At 59.5% G+C, this 25117-nt stretch carries 21 protein-coding genes; 7 read left to right on the top strand and 14 right to left on the bottom strand.

All coding sequences use genetic code 11. From position 1 onward, the window contains the following. The first annotated feature begins 1 nt into the window (after nucleotide 1). The 4 genes from BM403_RS27700 (at nucleotide 2) to fabB (ending at nucleotide 4826) form a co-directional block, all read left to right on the top strand. Nucleotides 2-931, top strand: coding sequence for an ABC transporter substrate-binding protein (locus tag BM403_RS27700; RefSeq protein ID WP_043205034.1), 930 nt, complete (start codon nucleotides 2-4; stop codon nucleotides 929-931). Continuing rightward, a complete protein-coding gene (locus tag BM403_RS27695; protein WP_012723104.1) occupies nucleotides 928-2829 on the top strand; it encodes an ATP-binding protein in 1902 nt (633 codons plus the stop codon). The genes BM403_RS27700 and BM403_RS27695 overlap by 4 nt, the downstream gene beginning before the upstream one ends. 249 nt (nucleotides 2830-3078) lie before the next feature. Beyond that, nucleotides 3079-3594: a 3-hydroxyacyl-[acyl-carrier-protein] dehydratase FabA gene (fabA, locus tag BM403_RS27690; RefSeq protein WP_010211704.1), complete on the top strand. Its 516-nt coding sequence runs from the start codon at nucleotides 3079-3081 to the stop codon at nucleotides 3592-3594. Between the two features lie 11 nt (nucleotides 3595-3605). Then, entirely contained in the window at nucleotides 3606-4826 is a 1221-nt protein-coding gene (gene fabB, locus BM403_RS27685; protein ID WP_012723103.1) for a beta-ketoacyl-ACP synthase I, read from the top strand. A 160-nt stretch (nucleotides 4827-4986) separates the two neighbouring features. On the opposite strand, the gene BM403_RS27680 is transcribed toward fabB, so the two are convergent. Continuing rightward, a complete protein-coding gene (locus BM403_RS27680; RefSeq protein ID WP_012723102.1) occupies nucleotides 4987-6009 on the bottom strand; it encodes an amidohydrolase family protein in 1023 nt (340 codons plus the stop codon). 140 nt (nucleotides 6010-6149) lie between these two features. Between BM403_RS27680 and BM403_RS27675 the strand changes: the two genes are divergently transcribed. After that, complete coding sequence (locus tag BM403_RS27675) at nucleotides 6150-6566, top strand: OsmC family protein (RefSeq protein ID WP_012723101.1); 417 nt, start codon at nucleotides 6150-6152, stop codon at nucleotides 6564-6566. Nucleotides 6567-6630: 64 nt separating this feature from the next. Beyond that, entirely contained in the window at nucleotides 6631-7497 is an 867-nt protein-coding gene (locus BM403_RS27670; protein ID WP_093546156.1) for a pirin family protein, read from the top strand. A 98-nt stretch (nucleotides 7498-7595) separates the two neighbouring features. Here BM403_RS27670 and BM403_RS27665 read toward each other — a convergent pair whose 3' ends face one another. The 4 genes from BM403_RS27665 to BM403_RS27650 form a co-directional block, all read right to left on the bottom strand. Next, nucleotides 7596-8324 carry a dienelactone hydrolase family protein gene (locus tag BM403_RS27665; RefSeq protein WP_093546154.1) on the bottom strand — a complete coding sequence of 243 codons (729 nt, stop codon included), beginning with the start codon at nucleotides 8322-8324 and terminating at the stop codon, nucleotides 7596-7598. Between the two features lie 66 nt (nucleotides 8325-8390). Beyond that, on the bottom strand, nucleotides 8391-10295 hold the full coding sequence (gene htpG, locus BM403_RS27660; RefSeq protein WP_043205029.1) for a molecular chaperone HtpG: 1905 nt from the start codon (nucleotides 10293-10295) through the stop codon (nucleotides 8391-8393). An 89-nt stretch (nucleotides 10296-10384) separates the two neighbouring features. Further along, on the bottom strand, nucleotides 10385-10837 hold the full coding sequence (locus BM403_RS27655) for a PaaI family thioesterase (RefSeq protein WP_046033845.1): 453 nt from the start codon (nucleotides 10835-10837) through the stop codon (nucleotides 10385-10387). Further along, complete coding sequence (locus tag BM403_RS27650; RefSeq protein ID WP_064052884.1) at nucleotides 10834-11310, bottom strand: PaaI family thioesterase; 477 nt, start codon at nucleotides 11308-11310, stop codon at nucleotides 10834-10836. Before BM403_RS27650 ends, BM403_RS27655 begins: the two co-directional genes overlap by 4 nt. A 158-nt stretch (nucleotides 11311-11468) precedes the next feature. Between BM403_RS27650 and BM403_RS27645 the strand changes: the two genes are divergently transcribed. Then, entirely contained in the window at nucleotides 11469-11720 is a 252-nt protein-coding gene (locus BM403_RS27645; RefSeq protein WP_012723095.1) for a hypothetical protein, read from the top strand. A gap of 90 nt (nucleotides 11721-11810) precedes the next feature. On the opposite strand, the gene BM403_RS27640 is transcribed toward BM403_RS27645, so the two are convergent. The 9 genes from BM403_RS27640 to sdhA form a co-directional block, all read right to left on the bottom strand. Beyond that, complete coding sequence (locus BM403_RS27640; protein ID WP_012723094.1) at nucleotides 11811-12548, bottom strand: DUF599 domain-containing protein; 738 nt, start codon at nucleotides 12546-12548, stop codon at nucleotides 11811-11813. A gap of 196 nt (nucleotides 12549-12744) precedes the next feature. Then, entirely contained in the window at nucleotides 12745-14058 is a 1314-nt protein-coding gene (gene brnQ / locus BM403_RS27635; RefSeq protein ID WP_046033847.1) for a branched-chain amino acid transport system II carrier protein, read from the bottom strand. A 416-nt stretch (nucleotides 14059-14474) separates the two neighbouring features. After that, entirely contained in the window at nucleotides 14475-15356 is an 882-nt protein-coding gene (gene sucD / locus BM403_RS27630; protein ID WP_003210566.1) for a succinate--CoA ligase subunit alpha, read from the bottom strand. Then, the gene (gene sucC, locus BM403_RS27625) at nucleotides 15356-16522 is read right to left on the bottom strand and encodes an ADP-forming succinate--CoA ligase subunit beta (RefSeq protein WP_003210567.1); all 1167 of its coding nucleotides are present in this window, start codon (nucleotides 16520-16522) and stop codon (nucleotides 15356-15358) included. The genes sucD and sucC overlap by 1 nt, the downstream gene beginning before the upstream one ends. Nucleotides 16523-16726: 204 nt before the next feature. Beyond that, nucleotides 16727-18163: a dihydrolipoyl dehydrogenase gene (gene lpdA, locus BM403_RS27620; RefSeq protein ID WP_012723091.1), complete on the bottom strand. Its 1437-nt coding sequence runs from the start codon at nucleotides 18161-18163 to the stop codon at nucleotides 16727-16729. Nucleotides 18164-18262: 99 nt separating this feature from the next. Continuing rightward, a complete protein-coding gene (odhB, locus tag BM403_RS27615) occupies nucleotides 18263-19489 on the bottom strand; it encodes a 2-oxoglutarate dehydrogenase complex dihydrolipoyllysine-residue succinyltransferase (protein WP_012723090.1) in 1227 nt (408 codons plus the stop codon). Between the two features lie 44 nt (nucleotides 19490-19533). Next, a complete protein-coding gene (locus BM403_RS27610; RefSeq protein WP_012723089.1) occupies nucleotides 19534-22365 on the bottom strand; it encodes a 2-oxoglutarate dehydrogenase E1 component in 2832 nt (943 codons plus the stop codon). 261 nt (nucleotides 22366-22626) lie between these two features. Further along, nucleotides 22627-23331 carry a succinate dehydrogenase iron-sulfur subunit gene (locus BM403_RS27605; protein ID WP_003172807.1) on the bottom strand — a complete coding sequence of 235 codons (705 nt, stop codon included), beginning with the start codon at nucleotides 23329-23331 and terminating at the stop codon, nucleotides 22627-22629. Between the two features lie 11 nt (nucleotides 23332-23342). Beyond that, nucleotides 23343-25115: a succinate dehydrogenase flavoprotein subunit gene (gene sdhA / locus BM403_RS27600; protein WP_012723088.1), complete on the bottom strand. Its 1773-nt coding sequence runs from the start codon at nucleotides 25113-25115 to the stop codon at nucleotides 23343-23345. Nucleotides 25116-25117 lie beyond the last annotated feature (2 nt).

Here is a 25117-nt window from a genome sequence, read left to right as displayed (position 1 = left end):
CATGGGCGACTCGTCACGGATGACCTGCTTATTTATCACTTCGCTCTGGCGCCGCGCTGTGCTGCTGGCCTGCCTGCTATGGGCCGCGCCGGCCTGGAGCGCCGACATCCTGCTGACCGCCGCCGAAGACGGCGCAGGCGTGCAGGCTTTTGCCCAGGCCCTGGCCCAGCAACGCCCCGAAGACCACGTCACCTTCACGCCCCTCAACGACTTGCCGGCGCCCAGCCGCCTGCCTGCGAGCACGCGCTTGATCCTGCTGGACCTGCCCGGCCTCGACTGGCGCCTGCAAGACACCCAAGGGCCGCCGACCCTGGTACTGCGCATCAGTCGGCTGCAGGCGCACCAACGCCTGGGCACAACGCAGCACCCACGCATCAGCTTATTGTGGAGCGACCCTGCGCAGGAGCGCCAACTGCGGTTGATCGCCGCCATCCTGCCCCAAGCGCGGCGCATCGGCGTGCTCTACAGTGCCGACAGTGAATTCCTCCTGCCCGAACTGCGCCAGCACGCCAAGCCCCTCGGCCTGGAGATCGTGCCGCAGCGCTGGGACAACACCAGCGACAGCCGGCCACTGCAAACCTTGTTCAGGAACAGTGACGTGCTGCTCGGCCTCGATGACCCGCAGCTGTACAACCCGAAAACCGCGAAGAACCTGCTGCTGAGCAGCTACGCCCAGCAATTACCGCTGGTGGGGCCGAATGCCGGATTTGTACGCGCAGGCAGCCTGGCCAGCACCTACAGCGACCAGACCGACTGGCTGGCGGTACTCGACCGCCTGCTGGACCTTGCGCCGACGAACTGGCCGCACTCGCTGTACCCGGAACATTTCAAAGTCGTGGGCAACCCGCAGGTTGCGCGCTCATTGGGGATCGAACAGGTAGACGAAGCCAACGTCGCCCTGCGATTGGCCGAAGGAGAAAAACGCCCATGACCTTGCGTCGTCGTTGGGACATCAACACCCGCACCCAGCTCATCACCCTGGGACCGGCGCTGTTGCTGACGTTGCTGTTGATCAGCTTCTTCACCTTCGTGCGTATCCAGGACCTGCGCCAGGAACTGGACCACACCGGCCAACTGATCGCCAACCAACTGGCGCCCGCCACCGAGTACGGGGTGATATCCGGCAACAACGATGTGCTCGACAGCCTGTTGCGCGCCACATTGGCCACGCCCCATGTGCGCTTCCTGGAGATCCAGGACAGCAGCGAAAACATCCTGGTGTATGTCGAACAACCGTCGGAAAAGCACGACCGCTCGCTGTCGGTAAAAGTCTTCCAGGCACCGATCCGCCTGCAACACATCCAGTTGGGCAATGACTTTTTCCAGGACAACCTCAACGAATCCAAGGCACCGCGTGCGGACTACCTGGGCCGGGTGATCGTCGGCATGTCCAACGATGCGTTCAGCCAGCGTCAGCAGGAGATCCTGTTCAAGGCCGGCATCCTGGCGCTGTTCGCCCTGTTGTTCACCTTCCTGCTCGCCCGGCGCCTGGCCGCCAGCCTGTCACAGCCGATCAGTGCCATGGGCAACGCGGTCAAGGCCATCCAGCAGGGCGACTACAAGACGCCACTGCCCATCGTGGATGACTCGGAGCTGGGCGACCTGTCGCGGCATATCAACAACCTCGCCGAAGGCCTCAACCAGGCCAGTCGCGAGCAGCAACAGGCCATGGCCCAGTTGATCCAGACCCGCGAAGAGGCCGAGCGCGCCAACAACGCCAAGTCGGATTTCCTGGCGATGATGAGTCATGAGCTGCGCACGCCCATGAACGGCGTGCTCGGCATGTTGCAGTTAATGGAAACCACCGAGATGACCGAGGAGCAGAGCGAATACGCGGCGCTCGCCTCCGAATCCACCGAACACTTGCTCAAGGTCATCAACGACATCCTCGACTTCTCGCGTATCGAGCGCGCCGCGCTGGAACTGGAGCATATTCCGTTCAACCTGGCAGACCTGATCAACAGCTGCGCCCAGGCGTTCCAGCACAGCGCCCAGCAGCGTGGGCTGGCGCTGCAGCTGTCGATTCCGCAAGGAATGGACGCCTTGCGGGTGCAGGGTGACCCGACGCGGATCCGCCAGATCCTGGTGAACCTGATCGGCAATGCATTGAAGTTCACCGAGAACGGCAGCGTCAGCGTCGAGCCGCACTGGCAAACCCTCGACCATGACCTGGTGTGGTTCACCTGCACCGTGCGTGACAGCGGCATCGGGATTTCCGCCGACCGCCTGGAATTGATGTTCGATGCGTTCCAGCAGGCCGACAGTTCCATTTCAAGACGTTACGGCGGCACCGGGCTGGGCCTGCCCATCGCCCGTACCCTGGCTGAACGCATGGGCGGCACGCTGCGCGCCCAAAGCGAGGAAAGCCGCGGCTCGGTGTTCACCCTGGAAATCCCCCTGGCCATCGACCAGCACAGCGTCCCCGCCGTCGCTGCCGATACCGACGGCAAAGCCAGCGCCGGCAATGGCCGCCATGTGCTGCTGGTGGAAGACAACCCCGTCAACCGTACGGTGGTCGAAGCCATGCTGCGCAGCCTGGGCTTTGAAGTGAGCCTGGCCACCGACGGTGCCGAGGCGATCCGCAGCGCCGAGAGCCTGATTTTCACGGCGATCCTGATGGATTGCCGGCTGCCGTTGATCGATGGTTACGAGGCCACCCGACAGATTCGTCAGCTGCCGGGTTGCGCCGACCTGCCCATCATCGCCCTGACGGCCAACGCCTTGCAGGGTGACCGCGAAGCCTGTCTGGCGGCGGGAATGAACGATTACCTGGCCAAGCCGTTCAAACGCACGGATTTGCAGCAAATCCTACAGCGCTGGGTGCAATAGCGCCGCGCCATCAGCCAACTCCGACTGGCGTGAAAGACGAAAGTGCGGCAGTCTTAGGCACCCGAACGGGCCCATAAACAGGCCCGGTTTAAAATTTCAGTGAACAAGTGTACATTCAGTACCTTGCCGCTGTGACTTTCACTACAACGCAATAGTCTATGTGTAGGCTGCCGACATGAGGCATGAACGCTTCATTCGGTTCGGGAAGATTTGCCCTACCCTGCCGCATGGGATTATTGAGGAGCTCGCATGACCAAACAAAACGCCTTTACTCGGGAAGACCTGCTGCGCTGCAGTCGCGGTGAGCTGTTCGGCCCAGGTAACGCGCAACTGCCCGCCCCCAACATGCTGATGGTGGATCGCATCACCCATATCAGTGAAGAGGGTGGCAAGTACGGCAAAGGTGAATTGGTCGCCGAGCTGGATATCACCCCGGACCTGTGGTTCTTCGCTTGCCATTTCGAAGGCGACCCTGTGATGCCAGGCTGCCTGGGCCTTGACGCCATGTGGCAGCTGGTCGGTTTCTTCCTCGGCTGGCAAGGCCTGCCGGGCCGCGGCCGTGCCCTGGGTTCGGGCGAAGTGAAGTTCTTTGGCCAGGTCCTGCCGACCGCCAAGAAAGTCACCTATAACATTCAAATCAAGCGCGTCCTCAAGGGCAAGCTGAACCTGGCCATCGCCGATGGTTCGGTGAGCGTCGACGGTCGCGAGATCTATACTGCCGAAGGCCTTCGGGTCGGCGTATTCACTTCCACTGACAACTTTTAAGGGTTATCCGCATGCGCCGCGTCGTTATCACTGGTCTGGGCATCGTTTCTTGCCTGGGCAATGACAAAGAGACCGTCACCGCTAACCTGCGTGCAAGTCGCCCTGGCATCCGCTTCAACCCGGAATATGCCGAAATGGGTCTGCGTAGCCAGGTTTCCGGCTCCATCGACCTGCCCCTCGAAGAGCTGATCGATCGCAAGATCTATCGCTTCGTCGGCCACGCTGCCGCCTACGCCTACCTGGCGATGAAAGACGCAATCGCCGACTCCGGCCTGAGCGAAGACCAGGTATCGAACGTACGCACCGGCCTCATCGCCGGTTCCGGCGGCGCATCCACCCTGAACCAGATGGAAGCGCTGGACATCCTGCGCGAAAAAGGCGTGAAGCGCGTTGGCCCGTACCGTGTAACGCGGACCATGGGCAGCACCGTTTCCGCCTGCCTGGCCACGCCGTTTGCAATCAAGGGCGTGAACTACTCGATCTCCTCCGCGTGCGCCACCAGTGCTCACTGCATCGGGACTGCCGTTGAGCAGATCCAGCTGGGCAAGCAGGACATCGTGTTCGCCGGCGGCGGTGAAGAAGAGCATTGGAGCCAGTCGTTCCTGTTCGACGCCATGGGCGCACTGTCTACCCAATACAACGAAACCCCGGAAAAAGCCTCCCGCGCCTACGACGCCAAGCGTGACGGTTTCGTCATCGCCGGCGGTGGCGGCATGGTGGTCGTCGAGGAGCTGGAACACGCTCTGGCCCGTGGTGCCAAGATCTACGCGGAAATCGTCGGCTACGGCGCGACCTCCGATGGCTACGACATGGTTGCCCCAAGCGGTGAAGGCGCCATCCGTTGCATGCAGATGGCCATGTCCACCGTGGACACCCCAATCGACTACCTGAACACCCACGGCACCTCGACTCCGGTCGGCGATGCCAAGGAAATGGAAGGCGTGCGTGCGGTGTTCGGCGACAAGGCTCCGGCCATCAGCTCCACCAAGAGCCTGTCCGGTCACTCCCTGGGCGCCGCTGGCGTTCACGAAGCGATCTACTGCCTGCTGATGATGGAAGGCAACTTCATGGCCGGTTCGGCCAACATCGACGAGATTGATCCGGTTGTGGCTGATATGCCGATCCTGACCAAAACCGTTGAAAACGCAAAAATCGACACCGTGATGAGCAACAGCTTCGGCTTTGGTGGCACTAACGCTACCTTGGTGCTGAAACGCTGGCAGGGTAAATAAACCCCGCAGGTTGATCACATGAAAAGCCCCGACTGGTTCGGGGCTTTTTTATGCGTGTTGATGTCGATGAGTTTCTGTTCGTTCTGCGCCAACGCCTGGGGTCACGATGGACCAACAGGCGCAAGGTTAATGCGCTTTTGCGCAAGACCAAAACGCGATATCAACGTGCCACACCCTCGCGCGCCGCTTTAGGCAGGATGGCCAAGAAGTTGTCCCGCGCGACTTTTTGCGCAACGTCCTCGGGTAAGGCATCCAGAAAAGGGTCAAAGCGGCGCATTTCCTTACCCAGCTTGTTGAAGCGCCCTACTACGTCAGAGCCCAGCATGAAGCGCTCTGGAAAGCGCTCTACCAGCTTTACCCACTCCGGGCGCGGCTGACCCCCATCATCCAGCAAGTACGGCGTGAGCATGCTCCAGGACAGGTCGATATACAGGTTCGGATAGGCCTCCAGCATGCGGCTCAAGGTGGGCAACAAAAAGTCCATCCGCACCTGATGGCGGTGGATCTCCTTGCTGGTGCCGGCATGCGCCCAGATGAAGCGGGTGTGGGGATGGTTGCGCAGCGGCTCCTCCACTTCCGCCAGGTACAGCGGGTTGCGCTCGCGCTTGGAGGTGATGTTGGAGTGCAGCATCACCGGCAGGTCATTCTCCGCCGCCAAGTGATAGATGCGGGTCATGGCTTCGTTATTGGCGCGTGGGGTGTCGCCCGCAGTGATAGCCGTCAGGTCATCATGGCGCGTGAAAACTTCGCCGATGCCCTGCCACAGCCCAGGGTTGAGGTCGAGCATGCGCTGGATATGGGCATCGGAGTTCTTGTCGTTGGGGTTGAAGCCCGACAGAAACGGGTGAAAACGCTGGCGCTGCTCAGGGGTCAGTTTGTTGACCGCTGCGGCCACGATCACATCGGTTGCGCTGTACCAGTAGGCATCGGCGTCGTCACCGGCGTAATAGCGTGGGCGCTTGGGTTCGTCTTCGTGCCATTTCTTCGCCACTGGAATGCCGGAAATCATCACGTGCTCGATGCGGTTGTCGGCCATGGCCTTGAGCAGCTTGTCCATGCCCGCCGTTTCCTGGAAGAAATCCACGTAATGCAGGTGCGCGTCGCTGTAGGCATAGTCGCGGGCCTGCGCGGCAAGGCTGCCGGCGGCGAGCAACAGGGCAAGAGTCAGGCGAGTCCAGGGCACGGTAAAACCTCGATAAGGGCTGATACGGGTAGACCTTTCGCGGCGTGCCGCGGTTCATCCCCCAAAAAACGTGGAACACTGAAGTGCCAGCATGCTCTATAACTGCATGACCTTCATCCTGCCCCCCTGTGAGGTTTGCCATGCCTGTTACCGTGAACACCCTGAACCAGGACAACTTTCGCCACAGCGTCAACATCAACAACCATGAGTTGTTTACCGACCTGCCCAAAAGCCTGGGCGGTGACGATTCGGCGCCCTCCCCCCATGACTACTTCGATGCCGCCCTGGCGTCGTGCAAGGCCCTGACCCTCAAGCTCTACGCCCAGAAGAAAGATATCCCGCTCACCGGTGTCACCGTGGAGGTCACCCACGACGCCGCCGAGGAGCAGAAGGGCAAATACAAACTCAACGTCAAGCTGACCCTTAAAGGTGTGCTCACCGATGAGCAACGCGATGAGCTGCACCGCGTGGCCGACCGCTGCCCCGTGCACAAGCTGATGACCACTGCCGAAATCAGCATCGACACTCAACTGTCGGAAGGCGCCTTCAGCCAATAGCGGCAACCTCCCGTCGAGCGGGTTATGCTCAGCACTCTCCAACCCGCTCAGACTGGGACGCACCATGAACACCCTCACCGTGATTCGCCCTCGCGCCGAAGACGTCGAAGGCCAACCGATCCTGCGCCCGCTGCCATCACGGGAATGCCGCAGCGTCGGGCCTTTTGTGTTTTTCGACCATATGCTGCTCACCCGCTATGCACCGAGCGATGGCATGAATATCCGCCAACATCCGCATATCGGGCTGTCCACGCTGACGTACCTGTTCGAAGGGGTATTGCAGCACAAGGACAGCTTGGGCTCGGACCAGGTGGTGCAGGCGGGCGACGTCAGCTGGATGACCGCCGGCAGCGCGATTGCCCACGTCGAGCGTACACCCGAGGCGGTCAGGACCCATGGTTTCAGCCTGCATGGGCTGCAAGTGTGGCTGGCCTCACCCAAGGACCACGAGACCGGGCCAGGCCACTACAGTCATCACCCGGCCGCGAGCCTGCCGGTGAGCGACAACCTGGGCGTGCAGATCCGCTTGATCGCGGGCGACGGTTTTTGCCTCAAATCGCCGGTGCCGGTGCTTTCGCCCACCTTGTATGCCGAGGTGCAAATGCAAACGGCCACCACGCTGCTGATCCCGGATGAGCATGAGGAACGTGCGGTGTATGTGCTGGAGGGCGAGGCTCAGTTGGACGGTGAGGCGCTAGAGGTGAACAGCCTGGTGGTGTTGCCGGCCGAACGGGAGATGACGTTGTCTGCCGATACCGATTGTCACCTGGTCTTGATTGGCGGCGCGGCGCTGGATGGGCCACGGCGGATCAATTGGAATTTTGTCGCGAGTGACCCGGCGGTGATCGAGCAGGCCAGGCAGCGCTGGGCGGCTGGGGATTGGCCGGCGGTGCCGGGTGAATCTGAAAGAATTGAGTTGCCTGTGAGATAGCTATCGCAGGCAAGCCAGCTCCCACTTTCGACTGTGTTCACAAATCAAACTGTAGGAGCTGGCTTGCCTGCGATGAGGCCCGAACAAGCGCTAGAGATTTAGCCCTTGAACACTTCATCCAACAAGTTATGCATCGACCGGAAGGCCCGCTCAGCAGTCTTCGCGTCGTACATCATCTTGCCCGGCACACTCGCGTCCGGGTCGGTGAAGGAATGCACCGCGCCGCCGTAGCTCAGCAATTGCCAATCCACACCGGCCGCGTTCATTTCATCTTCAAACGCCGGCAGTTGCTCTTTCGGCACCAAGGGGTCCGAGGCACCGTGCAGCACCAGCACTGAGCCCTTGATGTTCTTCGCATCCGCCGGGTTAGGCGTGTCGAGGGTACCGTGGAACGAGATGGCCGCCTTGAGCGGTGCACCGGTACGCGCCAGCTCCAGGGAGCAGCAACCGCCAAAGCAGAAACCAAAAGTCGCCAGCTTGGACGTATCAACCGCTGCCTCAGTCTGGCCCTGCAGCTGCTCAAAGGCCGCCTGCATGCGTTTGTTCAGCAACGCGCGATCATCCTTCAACGGCATCATCGCCGCACCGGCTTCATCGCCGTTCGACGGACGCACAGTCTGCCCGTACAGGTCGGCGATCAACACCACATAGCCGTTGCTCGCCACGCGCTTGGCGATCTCTTCGGCACCCGCACTCACCCCCATCCAATTCGGCGCCATTAACAGGCCCGGCAGCGGACCCTTGTGGCTGGCATCGAACGCCAGGCGGCTTTCATAGGACTGGCCATCAATCTGATAGACCACGGAACGCACAGTGACTTGGCTCATCATTTTCTCCAGTTGAGGTGCAGTAGAACGAAAAAACCCGCCGAAGCGGGTTTTTCTACAACGGTGTTAAACCGACAGTTCAACCAACAGCTTGTTCAGTCGGCGCACATACGCGGCCGGATCTTTGAGGCTGTCACCAGCGGCCAGGGCCGCCTGGTCGAAGAGGATGTGCGACAGGTCGCCAAAACGCTCTTCGCTCTGCTCGCCGTCGAGTTTCTCGATCAACGGGTGAGCCGGGTTGAATTCGAAGATCGGCTTGGAATCCGGCACCTTCTGACCGCTGGCTTCAAGGATCTGGCGCATCTGCATGCCCAGGTCCTGCTCGCCGATGGCCAAAATCGCCGGGGAATCGGTCAGGCGGTGGGAAACCCGCACTTCGCTGACGGCATCGCCCAGGGAAGCCTTGATCCGCTCGACCAGACCTTCTTTGGACTTGGCGACTTCTTCGGCTTCTTTCTTCTCTTCTTCGGAATCCAGGTTGCCCAGGTCCAAGTCACCACGGGCCACGTCGACGAAGGACTTGCCGTCGAACTCGTTGAGATAGCTCATCAGCCACTCATCGATACGGTCGGTCAGCAGCAGCACTTCGATGCCTTTCTTGCGGAAGACTTCCAGGTGCGGGCTGTTCTTGACCTGTGCGTAGGTTTCGCCGGTGAGGTAGTAGATCTTGTCCTGACCTTCCTTGGCGCGCGCCAGGTACTCGGCCAGGGACACCACCTGCTCGCCATCGTCACCCTGGGTGGAGGCAAAACGCAGCAGGCCGGCGATTTTTTCCTTGTTGGCAAAATCTTCCGCCGGGCCTTCTTTCATGACCTGGCCGAAGTTTTTCCAGAAGCCTTTGTATTGCTCAGGCTCGTTCTTCGCCAGTTTTTCCAGCATGTCGAGCACGCGCTTGGTCAGCGCCGACTTCATGGAGTCGATGATCGGGTCTTTCTGCAGGATTTCCCGCGATACGTTCAGCGACAAATCATTGGAGTCGACGACGCCTTTGATAAAGCGCAGGTACAGCGGCAGGAAGGATTCGGCCTGGTCCATCACGAACACGCGTTGTACGTAGAGCTTGAGGCCTTTTGGCGCTTCACGCTGATACAGGTCGAACGGAGCACGGGCCGGTACATAGAGCAGCGAACTGTATTCCAGCTTGCCTTCGACCTTGTTGTGGCTCCAGCTCAGCGGGTTTTCGTAGTCATGACCGATGTGCTTGTAGAACTCCTGGTATTCCTCGTCCTTGATCTCGGTACGCGGACGGGTCCACAGGGCGCTGGCACGGTTGACCACTTCCCATTCCTGGGCAGGCGTCTCTTCGCCTTCGGCGGCCGCTTGTTCTTTCGGCAGTTCGATCGGCAGGGCGATGTGGTCGGAGTACTTCTTGACGATGTTGCGCAGGCGCCAGCCATCGGCGAACTCGTCTTCACCGTCTTTAAGGTGCAGCACGATACGGGTACCCCGATCGGCCTTGTCGACGGTGGCGATTTCGAACTCGCCCTCGCCTTTGGACGACCAGTGCACGCCTTCGCTGGCGTCGAGGCCGGCACGGCGGCTGAATACCTCAACCTTGTCAGCGACGATAAAGGCCGAATAGAAGCCCACGCCGAATTGGCCGATCAGGTGCGAATCTTTTTTCTGGTCGCCCGACAGGTTCTTCATGAAATCGGCGGTGCCGGATTTGGCGATGGTACCCAGGTGGGTGATCGCGTCTTCGCGGCTCATGCCGATGCCGTTGTCTTCGAGGGTGACGGTCTTGGCGTCTTTGTCGAAGCTCACACGGATTTTCAGTTCCGCGCCACCTTCCAGCAACTCAGGCTTGGACAGGGCTTCGAAACGTAATTTGTCGACAGCGTCAGAGGCGTTCGAGATCAATTCGCGAAGGAAGATTTCCTTGTTGGAATACAGCGAATGGATCATGAGGTGCAGCAGTTGCTTCACCTCGGTCTGGAAGCCCAGGGTTTCCTTTTGAGTTTCCACACTCATGGTCATCAAACTCCAATTGGATGGCAATGGCCGCGCCCTGAAGGGTTGGCGGCGGGTTGTCATCAAAGTTGGGGGCTAAGACCAGGATTTCAAGGGCGGCTTGGTTCCTCGATCTTGAAATGCGCGCGAGCGGTGGCGATGGGCTCCGCCGCCGTGCTTTGCCAGGCGGTAATCGCCACATTGGCCACCCGTCGGCCTTGGCGCCACACCTGGCATTTGGCGTAAGTGTCGCGAAATTGGCCGGCGCGGAGGTAATCCAGGGAAAAATCGATGATTTTCGGGATACCCGGTGTGCCAGTAAACACCAGCAGGTGCAGCGCCGCCGACAGTTCCATAAAACCCGCGATCACCCCGCCGTGCAGCGCCGGCAATATAGGGTTACCAATATTGTCCTTGCTGGCCGGCAGGCGAAACAGCAGCTCATCCCCCAGCCGGGTGCATTCGATGCCAATCAGTTTGGCGTAGGGAATCAGCTCGAGCAGCGCCGCGTAGTCGCCGCGCTCATGGGCTTGTTCCAGACGGGTCTTGAAGCGGTGCGTCATGCCTGCTCTCCTTTGATCGTGCTGCTCAACCCTTGTGTGCCCTTGAGGCGCTTACCCATGCGCATGAAGGTACCGACCACATGGGCAATGGGCTGCTGCGGGTCATCCTGATAGGCGAATCCACGGGTAAAAATCACGTCGGCAGTCACTCGGTAGCATTGAGCAAAGCCGTATACAGGCTTGCGCGGCTCGGCGGGATGCATGTAGTCGATGCGCAGGTCCAGGGTCGGGCACACCTCAAACTCCGGCAACACACACAGGGTGGCCATGCCGCAGGCGGTGTCCATCAGCGAGGTCAGCGCGCCGCCATGGATCACTCCGGTCCGCGGGTCACCGACCAAATGCAGCGCATAAGGCATGACCAGCGTGATGCCCTCCTCGCTGGCCTGATAAGCGGCAATACCCAGTACCTGACAGTGGCGCAAGGCCGATACAAAACGCTTCGCACGCTCTAACAAAGGATTTTCGGTCATGGGCTCCAGACTCTTATGGGTGGGGATATGCCGTGCAGGTGGTACGCGTGAAAGTTCCTTGGCGACCGTGGTTTATATATCTGCGCAATAAAAGGAACTAATGCTGAACGGCCATGCTCGAAAGGCCAGTAGATATCTTCAATAAGGAGAAACACCCCATGCGCAAGACTTTAGCTATTTCCATGATGTTGGCCGCTGCCCTCGGTCTCGCTGCCTGCGATAAAAAATCCGAAGACAAAGCCCAAGATGCCGCCGCGCATTCTGAGCAAGCTCAGAAAGATATGGCGAAAGCTCAGGATAAAGTGAACGACGCTGCGAAAGAAAACGCCGATGCTGCCAAAGCTCAGGCTGAATCGAACGCAGCCGCCGCAAAAGAAGCAGCACCTGCTACACCTGCCACCGGTTCTTGAGACCGCGGCTTGAAATAGCTTCGCTGCAAAAAGAAAGCCCGCTTAAATAGCGGGCTTTTCTTTGTCTGCTGTTTTTAGTTGAAGCGTTAATTAAACAGCCTCTTTCACCGCCTCCGGCGGCGACGTATCCGTCTGTGTATACACCATCACTTGCAGTACGTCGGAATGGAATTCCCGACGGTACAGTACCAACACTACCCCACTGCTCATCAACATGAATAACCAAGGGCTGACAAACCACGCCAGCATGGTCATGCCGAAGTAATAAGCGCGCAGGCCGAAGTTGAACTGGTTGGCGGCCATGGAGATCACCCGCGCCGCGCGCAGTGCAAACGCCTTGCGCTCCTGCTCCGACACATGCCGCTCACCAATCATCGGTGCCGAGCCGACCAGCACCGCCGCGAAGTTGTATTGGCGCATGCACCAACTGAACGTGAAGAACGCATAGACGAACACCAGCGCCAGGCACAACAGCTTGATCTCCGACATGCCTTGGGAAGCCTGCTGCACCATGGGAATGTCGGCCAACAGCGACACCGCGCGTTCCGAGGCACCCAGCACGGTGAGAATACCGGCCAGGATGATCAAGGTACTGGAGGCGAAGAACGAGGCGTTGCGCTCCAGGTTGCCGATCACGCTGGCGTCGGCGATGCGGTTGTCACGCAGCAGCATGCGGCGCATCCAGTCTTCGCGATACAGGTGCAGCACACTGGCCAGGCAGGCCGTGTCGCGGGCCTTCCAGGTGGCGTAGCGGGTGTAGCCGCCCCAGCAGAGGATGAACCAGAGGGCGGCCAGCAGATGGATCTGATTGGTTTCGACGAACGACATGCGGGTCCTGTTACACAGTGGCGGGTGGCGGAACACGGTCTGAAGGTGGGAGCCCGCTCCCACACTGATCGCATTCCAATGTTTAGATTCTGTAGCCTGTTCGACGCTAGCTCAGGCCAAAAGACACTGCCTGATGCCCATAAAAAATGCCCCGTATCGATTGATACGGGGCATTTCAGCACTGCGCGAACGTGGGTTATGCGATCGCTTCGCTACGCTTGCCGAGCATACGGTCAATCACCACCGCCACGACCAACGTCATCACCGACGGCACCAACCACGCCAGGCCTTGTTCGCTCAGCGGCAGGTTCGCCAGTTGCGACGGCATCCAGCCCGCCAGGCCCGCGCCCTTGAGCGCGTCGATGCAACCGAAGATGAACGACACCAGCATCACCGGGCCAACGATGCGGCCCTGCTCCTGCCAGAAGTCTTTGCAGAAGCTCAGCGCCACCAGCACGATGCACGGCGGGTAGATCGCGGTGAGTACCGGGATCGAGAACGCAATCAGCTTGGTCAGGCCCAGGTTCGACACGAACAGCGAGAACAAAGCCAGGATCACGACCAGCGTCTTGTAGGACAGCGGCAGGATTTTGCTGAAGTACTCAGCGCAAGCGCAGGTGAGGCCCACGGCGGTAACCAGGCACGCGAGCGAGATCAACACCGCCAGGAAACCGCTGCCCAGGGAACCGAAGGTGTGCTGCACGTAGGCATGCAACACGGCGGCACCGTTAGCCGCACCCGAGGCGACTGCATGGCTGCCCGAGCCGAGGCGGAACAGGCTGATATACACCAGCGCCAGTCCCACACCGGCAATCAGCCCGGCAATGATCGCGTAGCGGGTGATCAGCTTCGGCGACTCGACGCCACGGGAGCGAATGGCATTGACGATCACGATGCCGAATACCAGGGCGCCCAGGGTGTCCATGGTCAGGTAACCATTGATAAAGCCCTGGGAGAACGGCGCAGCCACGTATTCCGGGGTAGCAACGCCCACGTCACCGGCCGGCAAGGCGAACGCCGCGATACCGAGGATGGCCAGCGCGATGATCTTCAGCGGCGCCAGGAAGCGGCCAACAGTGTCCAACAGACGACCTGGGTACAGGGAGACAAAGAACACCACCAGGAAGTACACCGAGCTATAGAGGAACAGCGCCAGCGGGCTTTCGCCGGTCAGCGGCGCCAGACCCACTTCGAAGGAGACGGTCGCGGTACGCGGGGTGGCGAACAGCGGCCCTACCGCCAGATACGCCGCCGCCGCGAGCAGGCCACCGGCGATCTTGCCGATCGGGCTGCTCAACGCGTCCATACCGCCACCGACCTTGGCCAGGGCGATCACCGTGACCACCGGCAAACCCACTGCGGTGATCAGGAAGCCCAGCGCTGCCATCCAGACATGAGGCCCGGACTGCAAACCCACGATAGGCGGGAAGATGATGTTGCCGGCGCCCACGAACAGGGCAAACGTCATAAAGCCCAGCGCCAGGATGTCCTGGCTTTTCAACACTTTCATTTGAGGAAATACCACACTACTGAATCGGAATTTAGAGGGGGATTCCCTGTGGATGAGGGAAATACTGCCGGCCCTTATGGGCGCCGAACGGTCTAGCGCGCGGCTTCCTTTTGGGATGCGGGCGCATAAAGAGGCGGCAAGGGTACAGAATTGGGCTGACAAACGCACTGTTGCGGGGCGCACTGTCCGATAAGCGACATCTCTATGTCGCATTTTCATACTTAATCTGGCAATGCAGATAAATGTGGGAGGGGGCTTGCCCCCGATGGCGAAGTGTCAGTCACTGTATTTGTTAACTGACCCACTGCAATCGGGGGCAAGCCCCCTCCCACATTTTGATCTTTATTAAACCTCAGAAAGCACAAAGGCCACCCGAAGGTGGCCTTTGCTGGTGAAGCGTCAGTAAAGCGCGAGGCTTACTTGACAGCCCAACCGGTCAGCTCGGACAAGGCCTTGCCGATGTCTGCCAGCGAACGCACGGTTTTAACGCCTGCGTCTTCCAGGGCAGCAAACTTCTCGTCTGCAGTACCCTTGCCGCCAGAGATGATTGCGCCCGCATGGCCCATGCGCTTGCCCGCAGGGGCAGTCACACCAGCGATGTAGGAAACAACCGGCTTGGTCACGTGTGCCTTGATGTAGGCAGCCGCTTCTTCTTCAGCCGAACCGCCGATCTCACCGATCATCACGATCGCTTCGGTCTTCGGGTCTTCCTGGAACAGCTTCAGGATGTCGATGAAGTTGGAGCCTGGGATCGGGTCACCGCCGATGCCGACGCAAGTCGACTGACCGAAACCGGCGTCAGTGGTCTGCTTAACAGCTTCGTAGGTCAGGGTGCCGGAACGGGAAACGATACCGACTTTACCTGGCAAGTGAATGTGACCTGGCATGATGCCGATCTTGCATTCGCCTGGCGTGATCACGCCTGGGCAGTTAGGGCCGATCAGGACTACGCCCAGCTCGTCGCACTTAACTTTAGCGTCCAGCATGTCCAGGGTAGGAATGCCTTCGGTGATGCAGACGATCAGCTTGATGCCGCCGAAGGCCGCTTCCAGGATCGAGTCCTTGCAGAAAGGAGCTGGAACGTAGATCACGCTGGCGGTGGCGCCAGTGGCCGCTACAGCGTCTTTCACGGTGTTGAACACAGGCAGGCCCAGGTGCTCGGTGCCGCCTTTGCCCGGCGTTACGCCGCCAACCATCTTGGTGCCGTATTCGATGGCTTGCTGGGTGTGGAAACTACCTTGCGAACCGGTAATACCCTGGCAGATAACTTTGGTGTCTTTATTGATCAGGACGCTCATTATTTGCCCTCCGCAGCTTTGACAACTTGTTGAGCAGCGTCGGTCAGGCTGGTAGCCGCGATGATGTTCAAACCGCTTTCTGCCAGTACTTTAGCGCCCAGTTCAGCGTTGTTACCTTCAAGGCGAACAACAACCGGGATTTTAACGCCAACTTCTTTCACTGCACCGATGATGCCTTCGGCAATCATGTCGCAACGAACGATGCCGCCGAAGATGTTGACCAGTACTGCAGCGACGTTGGAGTCGGACAGGATGATCTTGAAGGCTTCGGTTACGCGTTCTTTGGTAGCACCACCGCCCACGTCGAGGAAGTTGGCTGGTTTGCCGCCATGCAGGTTGACGATGTCCATGGTACCCATGGCCAGGCCAGCACCGTTGACCATGCAACCGATGTTACCTTCCAGGGCTACGTAGTTCAGTTCGAACTTGGCAGCGTGCGCTTCGCGCGGATCGTCTTGCGACGGATCGTGGAAAGTCTTCAGCTTAGGCTGACGGTACATGGCGTTGGCGTCGATGTTGATCTTGGCGTCGAGGCAATGCAGATCGCCGTCAGCCTTGATCACCAGCGGGTTCACTTCCAGCAGGGCCAGATCGTGATCCTGGAACAGTTTGGCCAGACCTACGAAGATCTTGGCGAACTGGGCAACTTGCTTGCCTTCCAGACCCAGCTGGAAAGCCAGCTCGCGACCCTGGAATGGCTGAGCGCCAACCAGTGGATCGATAGTGGCTTTCAGAATTTTTTCTGGGGTTTCTTCGGCGATCTTCTCAATGTCCACGCCACCTTCGGTGGAAGCCATGAACACGATGCGACGGCTCGAACGGTCAACGACAGCGCCCAGGTACAGCTCTTTAGCGATATCAGTGCACGATTCAACCAGGATCTTGGTGACTGGCTGGCCATTGGCATCAGTCTGGTAAGTCACCAGACGCTTGCCCAGCCACTGCTGTGCGAAGGCCTTGGCGTCTTCTTTGCTGCGAACCAGCTTAACGCCGCCCGCTTTACCGCGACCACCAGCGTGGACCTGGGCTTTGACAACCCACTCAGTGCCGCCGATTTTGTCGCAAGCTTCTGCTGCTGCTTCCGGGGTGTCTACTGCGTAGCCCTTGGAAACTGGCAGGCCGTATTCAGCGAACAGCTGCTTACCCTGATACTCGTGAAGATTCATGCTTTTTACCGTCTTCGTTAGGTACTGCGCATTCGGCGCTGCGCTCATTATGAGTGCCGCGCCACCTGTGACTGCTGCTTGCGCAGCTTGCGGGGCTCAAGGCCCGTAAAGCTGCGCAAGACTGCGTCCAGCGGATATTCCGCGGTGAGTCTTGCGCGCAAGGCTCACGACGGGCAACTCCGCCGTGGTTTCTTATTATCTCGCTTAACGCTTCTTCTTGTTGGCGATGTGGATGGCGCCGCCATTCACTGCCAATGCTGCTTCGTGCAACGCTTCGGACAGGGTCGGATGGGAGAAGACCATCATGCCCAGGTCTTCGGCACTGGTGCCGAACTCCATACCGATTGCGCCTTGCTGAACCAGTTCTGCAGCGCTTGGGCCAATCACGTGGACGCCCAATACGCGGTCAGTCTTGGCATCAGCGATGACTTTGACAAAACCACCGGTGTCGTTGGCTGCCATGGCACGGCCAGAAGCGGCAAACGGGAAGGTGCCGACGTTAACTTCAACGCCTTCAGCTTTCAACTGCTGTTCGTTCTTGCCGACCCATGCAATTTCCGGGTGGGTGTAGATAACCGACGGGATCAGGTCGTAGTTCATCTGGGTTTTGTGGCCCTTGATGCGCTCGACCACCATGATGCCTTCTTCGGACGCTTTGTGCGCCAGCATCATGCCGCGAACCACGTCGCCGATGGCGTAGACGCCAGGCACGGTGGTAGCGCAGTGATCGTCAACGTGGATGAAGCCACGCTCGTCGATGTTCACGCCGCTGTCCGACGCCAGCAGGTCGGTGGTCACTGGACGGCGACCCACGGCTACGATCAGCTTGTCGAAAGTGATGGTCTTTTCGCCATCCTTGTCGGTGTAGTTGACGACAACTTCTTCACCGTTGACTTTCGAACCGGTCACGCGAGCGCCCAGCTTGATGTCCAGACCTTGTTTGGTCAGGGTCTTCAGCGCTTCTTTGGACACGGCGGTGTCGGCAGCCAGCAGGAACGTGTCCAAGGCTTCCAGCACGGTGACTTCGGAACCCAGGCGGGACCAGACCGAACCCAGTTCCAGGCCGATCACGCCAGCGCCGATCACGCCCAGACGCTTAGGTACCGCTTGGAATTCCAGGGCGCCGGTCGAATCGACGATCACGTTCTGGTCAACCGGAGCCGGTGGAATGTCGATTGGACGCGAGCCTGGTGCCAGGATCACGTTTTCGGCTTCGATGATTTCGGTCGAACCGTCTGGCTTGGTGATTTCAACTTTCTTGCCGGCCAGCAGCTTGCCGTGGCCTTGCAGGGAAGTGACGCCGTTGGCCTTGAACAAGGTGGCAACGCCGGAGGTCAGGCCTTTAACGATGTTGGCTTTACGGCCGACCATTGCTGGCACGTCCATGGTCACGCCAGCATGGTTGATACCGTGGATCGCGAAACCGTCTTGGGCTTCGTGGAATTTCCAGGAGCTGTCCAGCAGCGCCTTGGAAGGAATGCAACCAACGTTCAGGCAAGTACCGCCCAGTGCCAGTTTGCCTTCCTTGTCGGTGTATTTTTCGATGCAAGCAGTCGAGAGGCCCAGTTGTGCGGCCTTGATGGCGGCAACATAGCCGCCAGGACCTGCACCAATCACTACAACGTCAAATTTCTGCGACATGAAAATAGTTCCTCTATTCAGCGACAAGCTTCAAGCGACAAGCCGCAAGCCAAGCTGCTTTTTCCTACAGCTTGTAGCTCGCAACTTGCCGCTGCGTCTTTAGATGTCCAGCAGCAGACGAGCCGGGTCTTCCAGCAGGTTCTTGATGGTCACCAGGAAAGTCACGGCTTCTTTACCATCGATCAGGCGGTGATCGTAAGACAGTGCCAGGTACATCATTGGGCGGATCACGACTTGGCCGTTGATGGCCATCGGACGCTGGATGATGTTGTGCATGCCCAGGATCGCGGCTTGTGGCGGGTTGACGATCGGGGTCGACATCATCGAACCGAAGGTACCACCGTTAGTGATCGTGAAGGTACCGCCGGTCATCTCGTCGATGGTCAGCTTGCCGTCACGGGCTTTCTTGCCGAAGCCGGCGATGCCGCCTTCGATTTCAGCCAGGCTCATCAGTTCGGCGTTACGCAGGACCGGAACCACCAGGCCACGGTCGCTGGAGACGGCAACGCCGACGTCTGCGTAGCCATGGTAAACGATGTCGCCGCCGTCGATGGAAGCGTTGACCGCCGGGAAGCGTTTCAGCGCTTCGGTGGCCGCTTTCACGAAGAACGACATGAAGCCCAGGCGTACGCCGTTGTGGGACTTCTCGAACAGGTCCTTGTACTTCGAACGCAGGGCCATGACTTCAGTCATGTCGACTTCGTTGAACGTGGTCAGCATCGCCATGTTCGACTGTGCTTCAACCAGGCGCTTGGCCACGGTGGCACGTACGCGGGTCATCGGAACGCGCTTCTCGGTGCGGTCGCCGGCAGCGAACACAGGTGCAGCGGCAGCCGGGGCAGCAGCCTTGGCAGGTGCGGCAGCGGGAGCGTTTTTCTTGGCTTCAACAGCGGCAACCACGTCTTCCTTGGTCACGCGGCCGTCTTTGCCGGTGCCCTTGATGGACGCCAGGTTGATGCCGTTCTCGTCAGCCAGTTGACGGGCAGCCGGTGCAGCGATTGGGTCTTCAGCGCCAGCAGCCGGAGCGGCAGCAGGCGCCGAAGCAGCAGCCGGTGCAGCGGCGGCGGCAGGAGCGGCAGCAGCAGCGCCGCCCTCTTCGATCGAACCCAGTACCTGGTTCGACAGAACGGTAGCGCCTTCTTCGGCAACGATTGCGCCCAGCACGCCGTCAGCCTCAGCCAGCACTTCCAGCACGACCTTGTCAGTCTCGATGTCAACGATCAGGTCGTCACGCTTGACGGCCTCACCTGGTTTCTTGTGCCAGGTGGCAACGGTGCCATCGGCAACCGATTCCGGGAATGACGGGGCTTTGATTTCGATAGCCATTATCTGTGGGTCCTTAAAATTCGGTTTCAGTCAGCGCGAAGGCGTTAAACAGTGAAAGCATCTTGCAGCAGTTTTTCCTGCTGCTCGGCGTGCATCGACGCATAACCACACGCAGGTGCAGCGGAAGCATCACGGCCGGCATATTCCAGGCCCAGGGCCTTGTTATGGTTGCCGATGCTGCGACGCAGGTGATGCTGGCTGCTGTACCACGCGCCCTGGTTCATCGGCTCTTCCTGGCACCACACCACGTGAGTGAGGTTGGTGTAAGGCGCGATGGCCTCCATCAGGTCGTCTTCCGGGAACGGGTAAAGCTGCTCGATACGCACGATAGCGATGTCTTCGCGGCCTTCGGCACGGCGTTTTTCCAGCAAGTCGTAGTAGACCTTGCCGCTGCACAGGACCAGGCGAGTCACCTTGGCCGCGTCCAGCGTGTCGATTTCTGGAATAACGGTCTGGAACGAACCATCAGCCAGATCTTCCAGGGTCGAGATGGCCAATTTATGACGCAGCAGCGACTTCGGTGTCAGCACAACCAGCGGCTTGCGCAGCGGGCGGATCACCTGGCGACGCAGCAAGTGGTAGATCTGGGCCGGGGTAGTCGGCACGCACACCTGGATGTTGTGCTCGGCGCACAGCTGCAGGTAACGCTCCAGACGGGCCGAGGAGTGCTCAGGACCCTGACCTTCATAACCGTGTGGCAGCAGCATGGTCAGACCGCACAGGCGACCCCATTTGTGCTCGCCGCTGGTGATGAACTGGTCGATAACCACCTGTGCACCGTTAGCAAAGTCGCCGAACTGGGCTTCCCAGATCACCAGCGCCTGAGGCGTGGTGGTCGAGTAACCGTATTCGAACGCCAGAACGGCTTCTTCGGACAGGAACGAATCGTACAGGTCGAAACGTGGCTGGCCTTCGTACAGGTTCTGCAACGGGATGTAGGTGCCCGCGTCTTTCTGGTTGTGCAACACCGCATGACGGTGCGAGAACGTACCACGGCCGATGTCCTGGCCGGTCATGCGGATCGGGTGACCTTCGAACGCCAGGGTCGCGTACGCCATGGTTTCGGCGTAACCCCAGTTGATCGGCAGGCCGCCGGCTTGCATCTTCTGACGGTCTTCGTAGATCTTCGAGACCTGACGCTGCACCACGAAACCGTCCGGAATTTCCAGCAGTTTGGCGGACAATTCCTGCAAGGTCTTCAGATCGAACGACGTATCGTGACGCGCAGTCCAGGCGTGGCCCAGGTACGGACGCCAGTCCACGAACAACTCTTTGTTCGGCTCTTTAACCAGGCTTTTTACAACATGCAGGCCATTGTCCAGCGCGTTGCGGTATTCATCGATTTTCGCCTGAACACGCGCGTCATCCAGTACACCGGCCTTGGTCAGGCTTTCGGCGTACAGCTCACGGGTGGTGCGCTGCTTGCTGATCTGCTGGTACATCAACGGTTGGGTGCCGCTTGGCTCGTCCGCTTCGTTGTGACCGCGACGGCGGTAGCAAACCAGGTCGATCACCACGTCACGCTTGAACTGCATGCGATAGTCGATGGCGAGCTGGGTCACGAACAGCACGGCTTCCGGATCATCGCCATTCACATGGAGGATCGGTGCCTGGATCATCTTGGCAACGTCGGTGGCGTACTCGGTGGAGCGCGCATCCAGCGGGTTGCTGATGGTGAAGCCAACCTGGTTGTTGATGACGATGTGAACCGTACCGCCGGTCTTGAAGCCGCGGGTCTGCGACATCTGGAAGGTTTCCAGGACCACGCCTTGACCGGCAAATGCCGCGTCGCCGTGGATGGAAATCGGCAAGACCTTCTCACCGGTGGTGTCGTTACGACGATCCTGGCGAGCCCGCACCGAACCCTCGACCACTGGAGAAACGATTTCCAGGTGGGATGGGTTGAAGGCCATGGCCAGGTGAACTTCACCGCCGGTGGTCATCACGTTGGACGAGAAGCCCTGGTGGTATTTAACGTCACCGGAACCCAGCTCGACCTTCTTCTTACCTTCGAACTCGTCGAACAGCTCACGCGGGTTCTTGCCGAAGGTGTTGACCAACACGTTCAGGCGACCACGGTGGGCCATGCCGATCACGACTTCCTTGGTACCGTAGGAACCGGAACGCTGGATCAGCTCGTCGAGCATCGGGATCAGGCTTTCGCCGCCTTCCAGGCCGAAACGCTTGGTGCCCGGGTATTTGGTGCCCAGGTATTTTTCCAGGCCTTCGGCAGCGGTAACGCGCTCGAGCAGGTGGCTGCGTACGTCGGCGGACAACACCGGACGGCCACGCACACCTTCCAGGCGATGCTGGAACCAGTGACGTTGCTCGGAATCGGTGATGTGCGTGAACTCAGCGCCAATGGTGCGGCAATATGTCTGCTGCAACGCTTCGTGAATTTCGCGTAGGCTCGCTTCCTCTTTGCCGATGAACAGGTCGCCGGCACGGAAGGTCGTATCAAGATCGGCATTGGTCAAGCCGTAATGATTGATCGACAGGTCAGCAGGTGCAGGACGCTGCCAGAGCCCCAGCGGGTCAAGCTGGGCCGCCTGGTGGCCACGCATCCGATAGGCCTGGATCAGTCGCAGTACTTCAACTTGCTTCTTCTCGTGCTCACTGCTCACGCTGCCGGCGGAAACCGGTTGAGCGCGGCGCTGGTTCTTTGCCAGCAGCACGAATTGATCGCGAATCGTTGCATGCGATACATCGGTGGCAGCGTTGCCGTCTGAAGACAACGTCTGAAATTTGGTGCGCCATTCTTCTGGCACAGCGTTAGGGTCGTGCAGGTAGAGCTCATAAAGCTCTTCCACATAGGCAGCGTTACCACCTGAAAGATAGCCGCTGTTCCACATGCGCTGCATCACGCTTTCTTGCATGCTTGGTCACCCTCGATTTGGGGACACCACCGGCGAAAACACCGAGTTTGCTTGCAAAAGGCCAAGTGCAGCGACCAAAACAAGCCACTTAGGATCACGCTGATAGTTCGGGTACCAACCCGAATGCCCCTGCTTGTCTCATTTCTTCAAAATAAGAGCCGCGGCTTTGTAAGTCGCTGCTCAAGTTAAAACTACGGCGCCGGTTGAAGCCTGCGCCGTAGCATTTACGGGCACAACGGTCCTGCCTTGTTACAACGTCAGTTACACGCCGCTCTGCAGCAGCATATTACGAATGTGACCAATGGCCTTAGTCGGGTTCAGGCCTTTGGGACATACGTTGACGCAGTTCATGATCCCGCGGCAGCGGAATACGCTGAACGGGTCATCCAGCGAAGCCAGACGCTCGGACGTCTTGGTGTCACGGCTGTCTGCCAGGAAGCGGTACGCTTGCAGCAGGGCAGCTGGGCCCAGGAACTTGTCCGGGTTCCACCAGAAGGACGGGCACGAAGTCGAGCAGCAAGCGCACAGGATGCACTCGTACAGACCGTCGAGCTTCTCGCGCTCTTCCGGGGACTGCAGACGCTCGATGGCCGGGGCCGGCGTGTCGTTCTGCAGGAACGGCTTAACTTTCTCGTATTGCTTGTAGAAGATGCTCATATCGACGACCAGGTCACGGATAACCGGCAAACCTGGCAGAGGACGAACGATCAGCTTGTTGCCTTTAACCACGGCGGACAGCGGCGTGATGCACGCCAGGCCGTTTTTGCCGTTGATGTTCATGCCGTCGGAACCGCACACACCTTCACGGCAAGAGCGACGATAGGAGAAACCTTCGTCCTGCTCTTTGATCAGTGCCAATACATCCAGCACCATCAGGTCTTTACCACCGGTATCGACCTGGAACTCCTGCATGAACGGCGCAGCGTCCTGATCAGGGTTGTAGCGATAAACACTGACTTTCAACATGGCAGCCACCCTTAGTAAGTCCGAATCTTCGGTTCAAACGTCGGAACCGTCTTCGGCGAGAAGTTCACGGCACGCTTGGTCACGCGCTTGTCACCCGGGAAGTACAGGGTGTGGCACAACCAGTTTTCGTCGTCGCGGTCTTCAAAGTCTTCACGAGCGTGGGCACCACGGGATTCTTTACGAACCTCGGCGGCGATCGCGGTCGCTTCGGCCACTTCCAGCAGGTTTTGCAGCTCAAGGGCCTCGATACGAGCCGTGTTGAACGCCTGGCTCTTATCGTTGATCTTGACGTTGGCGATGCGCGTGCGCAGGTCAGCCAGCTGGGCGATGCCCTTCTGCATGTATTCGCCGGTACGGAACACACCGAAGTAGTTCTGCATGCAGCTTTGCAGCTCGCGACGCAGGGTTGCCACGTCTTCGCCATCGGTGCGCTCGTTCAGAGCGTTCAGGCGCGCCAGGGCAGCTTCGATGTTGGCGTCGGTTGCGTCATCGTATTCGATGCCGTCGGTCAGCGCTTTTTCCAGGTGCAGGCCGGCCGCGCGGCCGAAGACCACCAGGTCGAGCAGCGAGTTGCCGCCCAGGCGGTTGGCGCCGTGTACCGATACGCAAGCCACTTCGCCTACCGCGAACAGACCATGAATGATCTCGTCCACGCCGTCGGCGTTCTGGGTGATCGCCTGGCCATGGATGTTGGTCGGCACGCCGCCCATCATATAGTGGCAAGTTGGAACAACCGGAACCGGAGCAACCACCGGGTCAACGTGTGCGAAGGTCTTGGACAGTTCGCAGATACCCGGCAGACGGCTGTGCAGCACTTCTTCGCCGAGGTGATCGAGCTTCAGCAGTACGTGATCGCCATTCGGGCCACAGCCGTTGCCAGCGATGATTTCCTTAACCATCGAACGGGCCACAACGTCACGACCGGCAAGGTCCTTGGCGTTCGGAGCATAACGCTCCATGAAACGCTCGCCGTGCTTGTTGATCAGGTAACCACCTTCACCACGGCAACCTTCGGTCACCAGTACACCGGCGCCGGCGATGCCGGTCGGGTGGAACTGCCACATTTCGATATCTTGTACCGGCACGCCTGCACGCAGTGCCATGCCGACGCCGTCACCGGTGTTGATCAGGGCATTGGTGGTGGACGCGTAGATACGGCCTGCACCGCCCGTCGCCAGCACGGTAGCCTTGGCGCGGATGTAGGTGGTTTCACCGGTTTCGATGCAGATGGCGATCACACCGACGAACTCGCCTTGTGCGTTCTTCACCAGGTCAACAGCGTAGTACTCGTTCAGGAACGTGGTACCGGCTTTCAGGTTGCCCTGATAAAGGGTGTGCAACAGCGCGTGACCGGTACGGTCGGACGCGGCGCAGGTACGGGCAGCCTGCCCGCCTTTGCCGTAATCCTTCGACTGGCCGCCGAATGGACGCTGGTAGATACGGCCTTGTTCGGTACGGGAGAACGGCAGACCCATGTGGTCCAGCTCGAACACCGCGGCCGGGCCTTCCTGACACATGTATTCGATAGCGTCCTGGTCACCGATGTAGTCGGAACCCTTGACGGTATCGTACATGTGCCAGCGCCAGTCATCGTTCGGGTCGGCGGAGGCGATGGCGCAGGTGATGCCACCCTGGGCCGATACGGTGTGGGAACGGGTCGGGAACACCTTGGTGATCACGGCGGTCTTGTGACCGCCCTGGGCCAGCTGCAGCGCAGCGCGCATGCCAGCACCGCCGCCACCAATAATGATGGCGTCGAATGAAATAGTTGGAATGTTAGCCATGA

This window comes from Pseudomonas sp. OV546 (assembly GCF_900116845.1).
GTDB lineage: Bacteria > Pseudomonadota > Gammaproteobacteria > Pseudomonadales > Pseudomonadaceae > Aquipseudomonas > Aquipseudomonas petroselini.
Note: the sequence above shows the minus strand (reverse complement) of the source record. Positions and strands in the feature narration are given on the sequence as shown.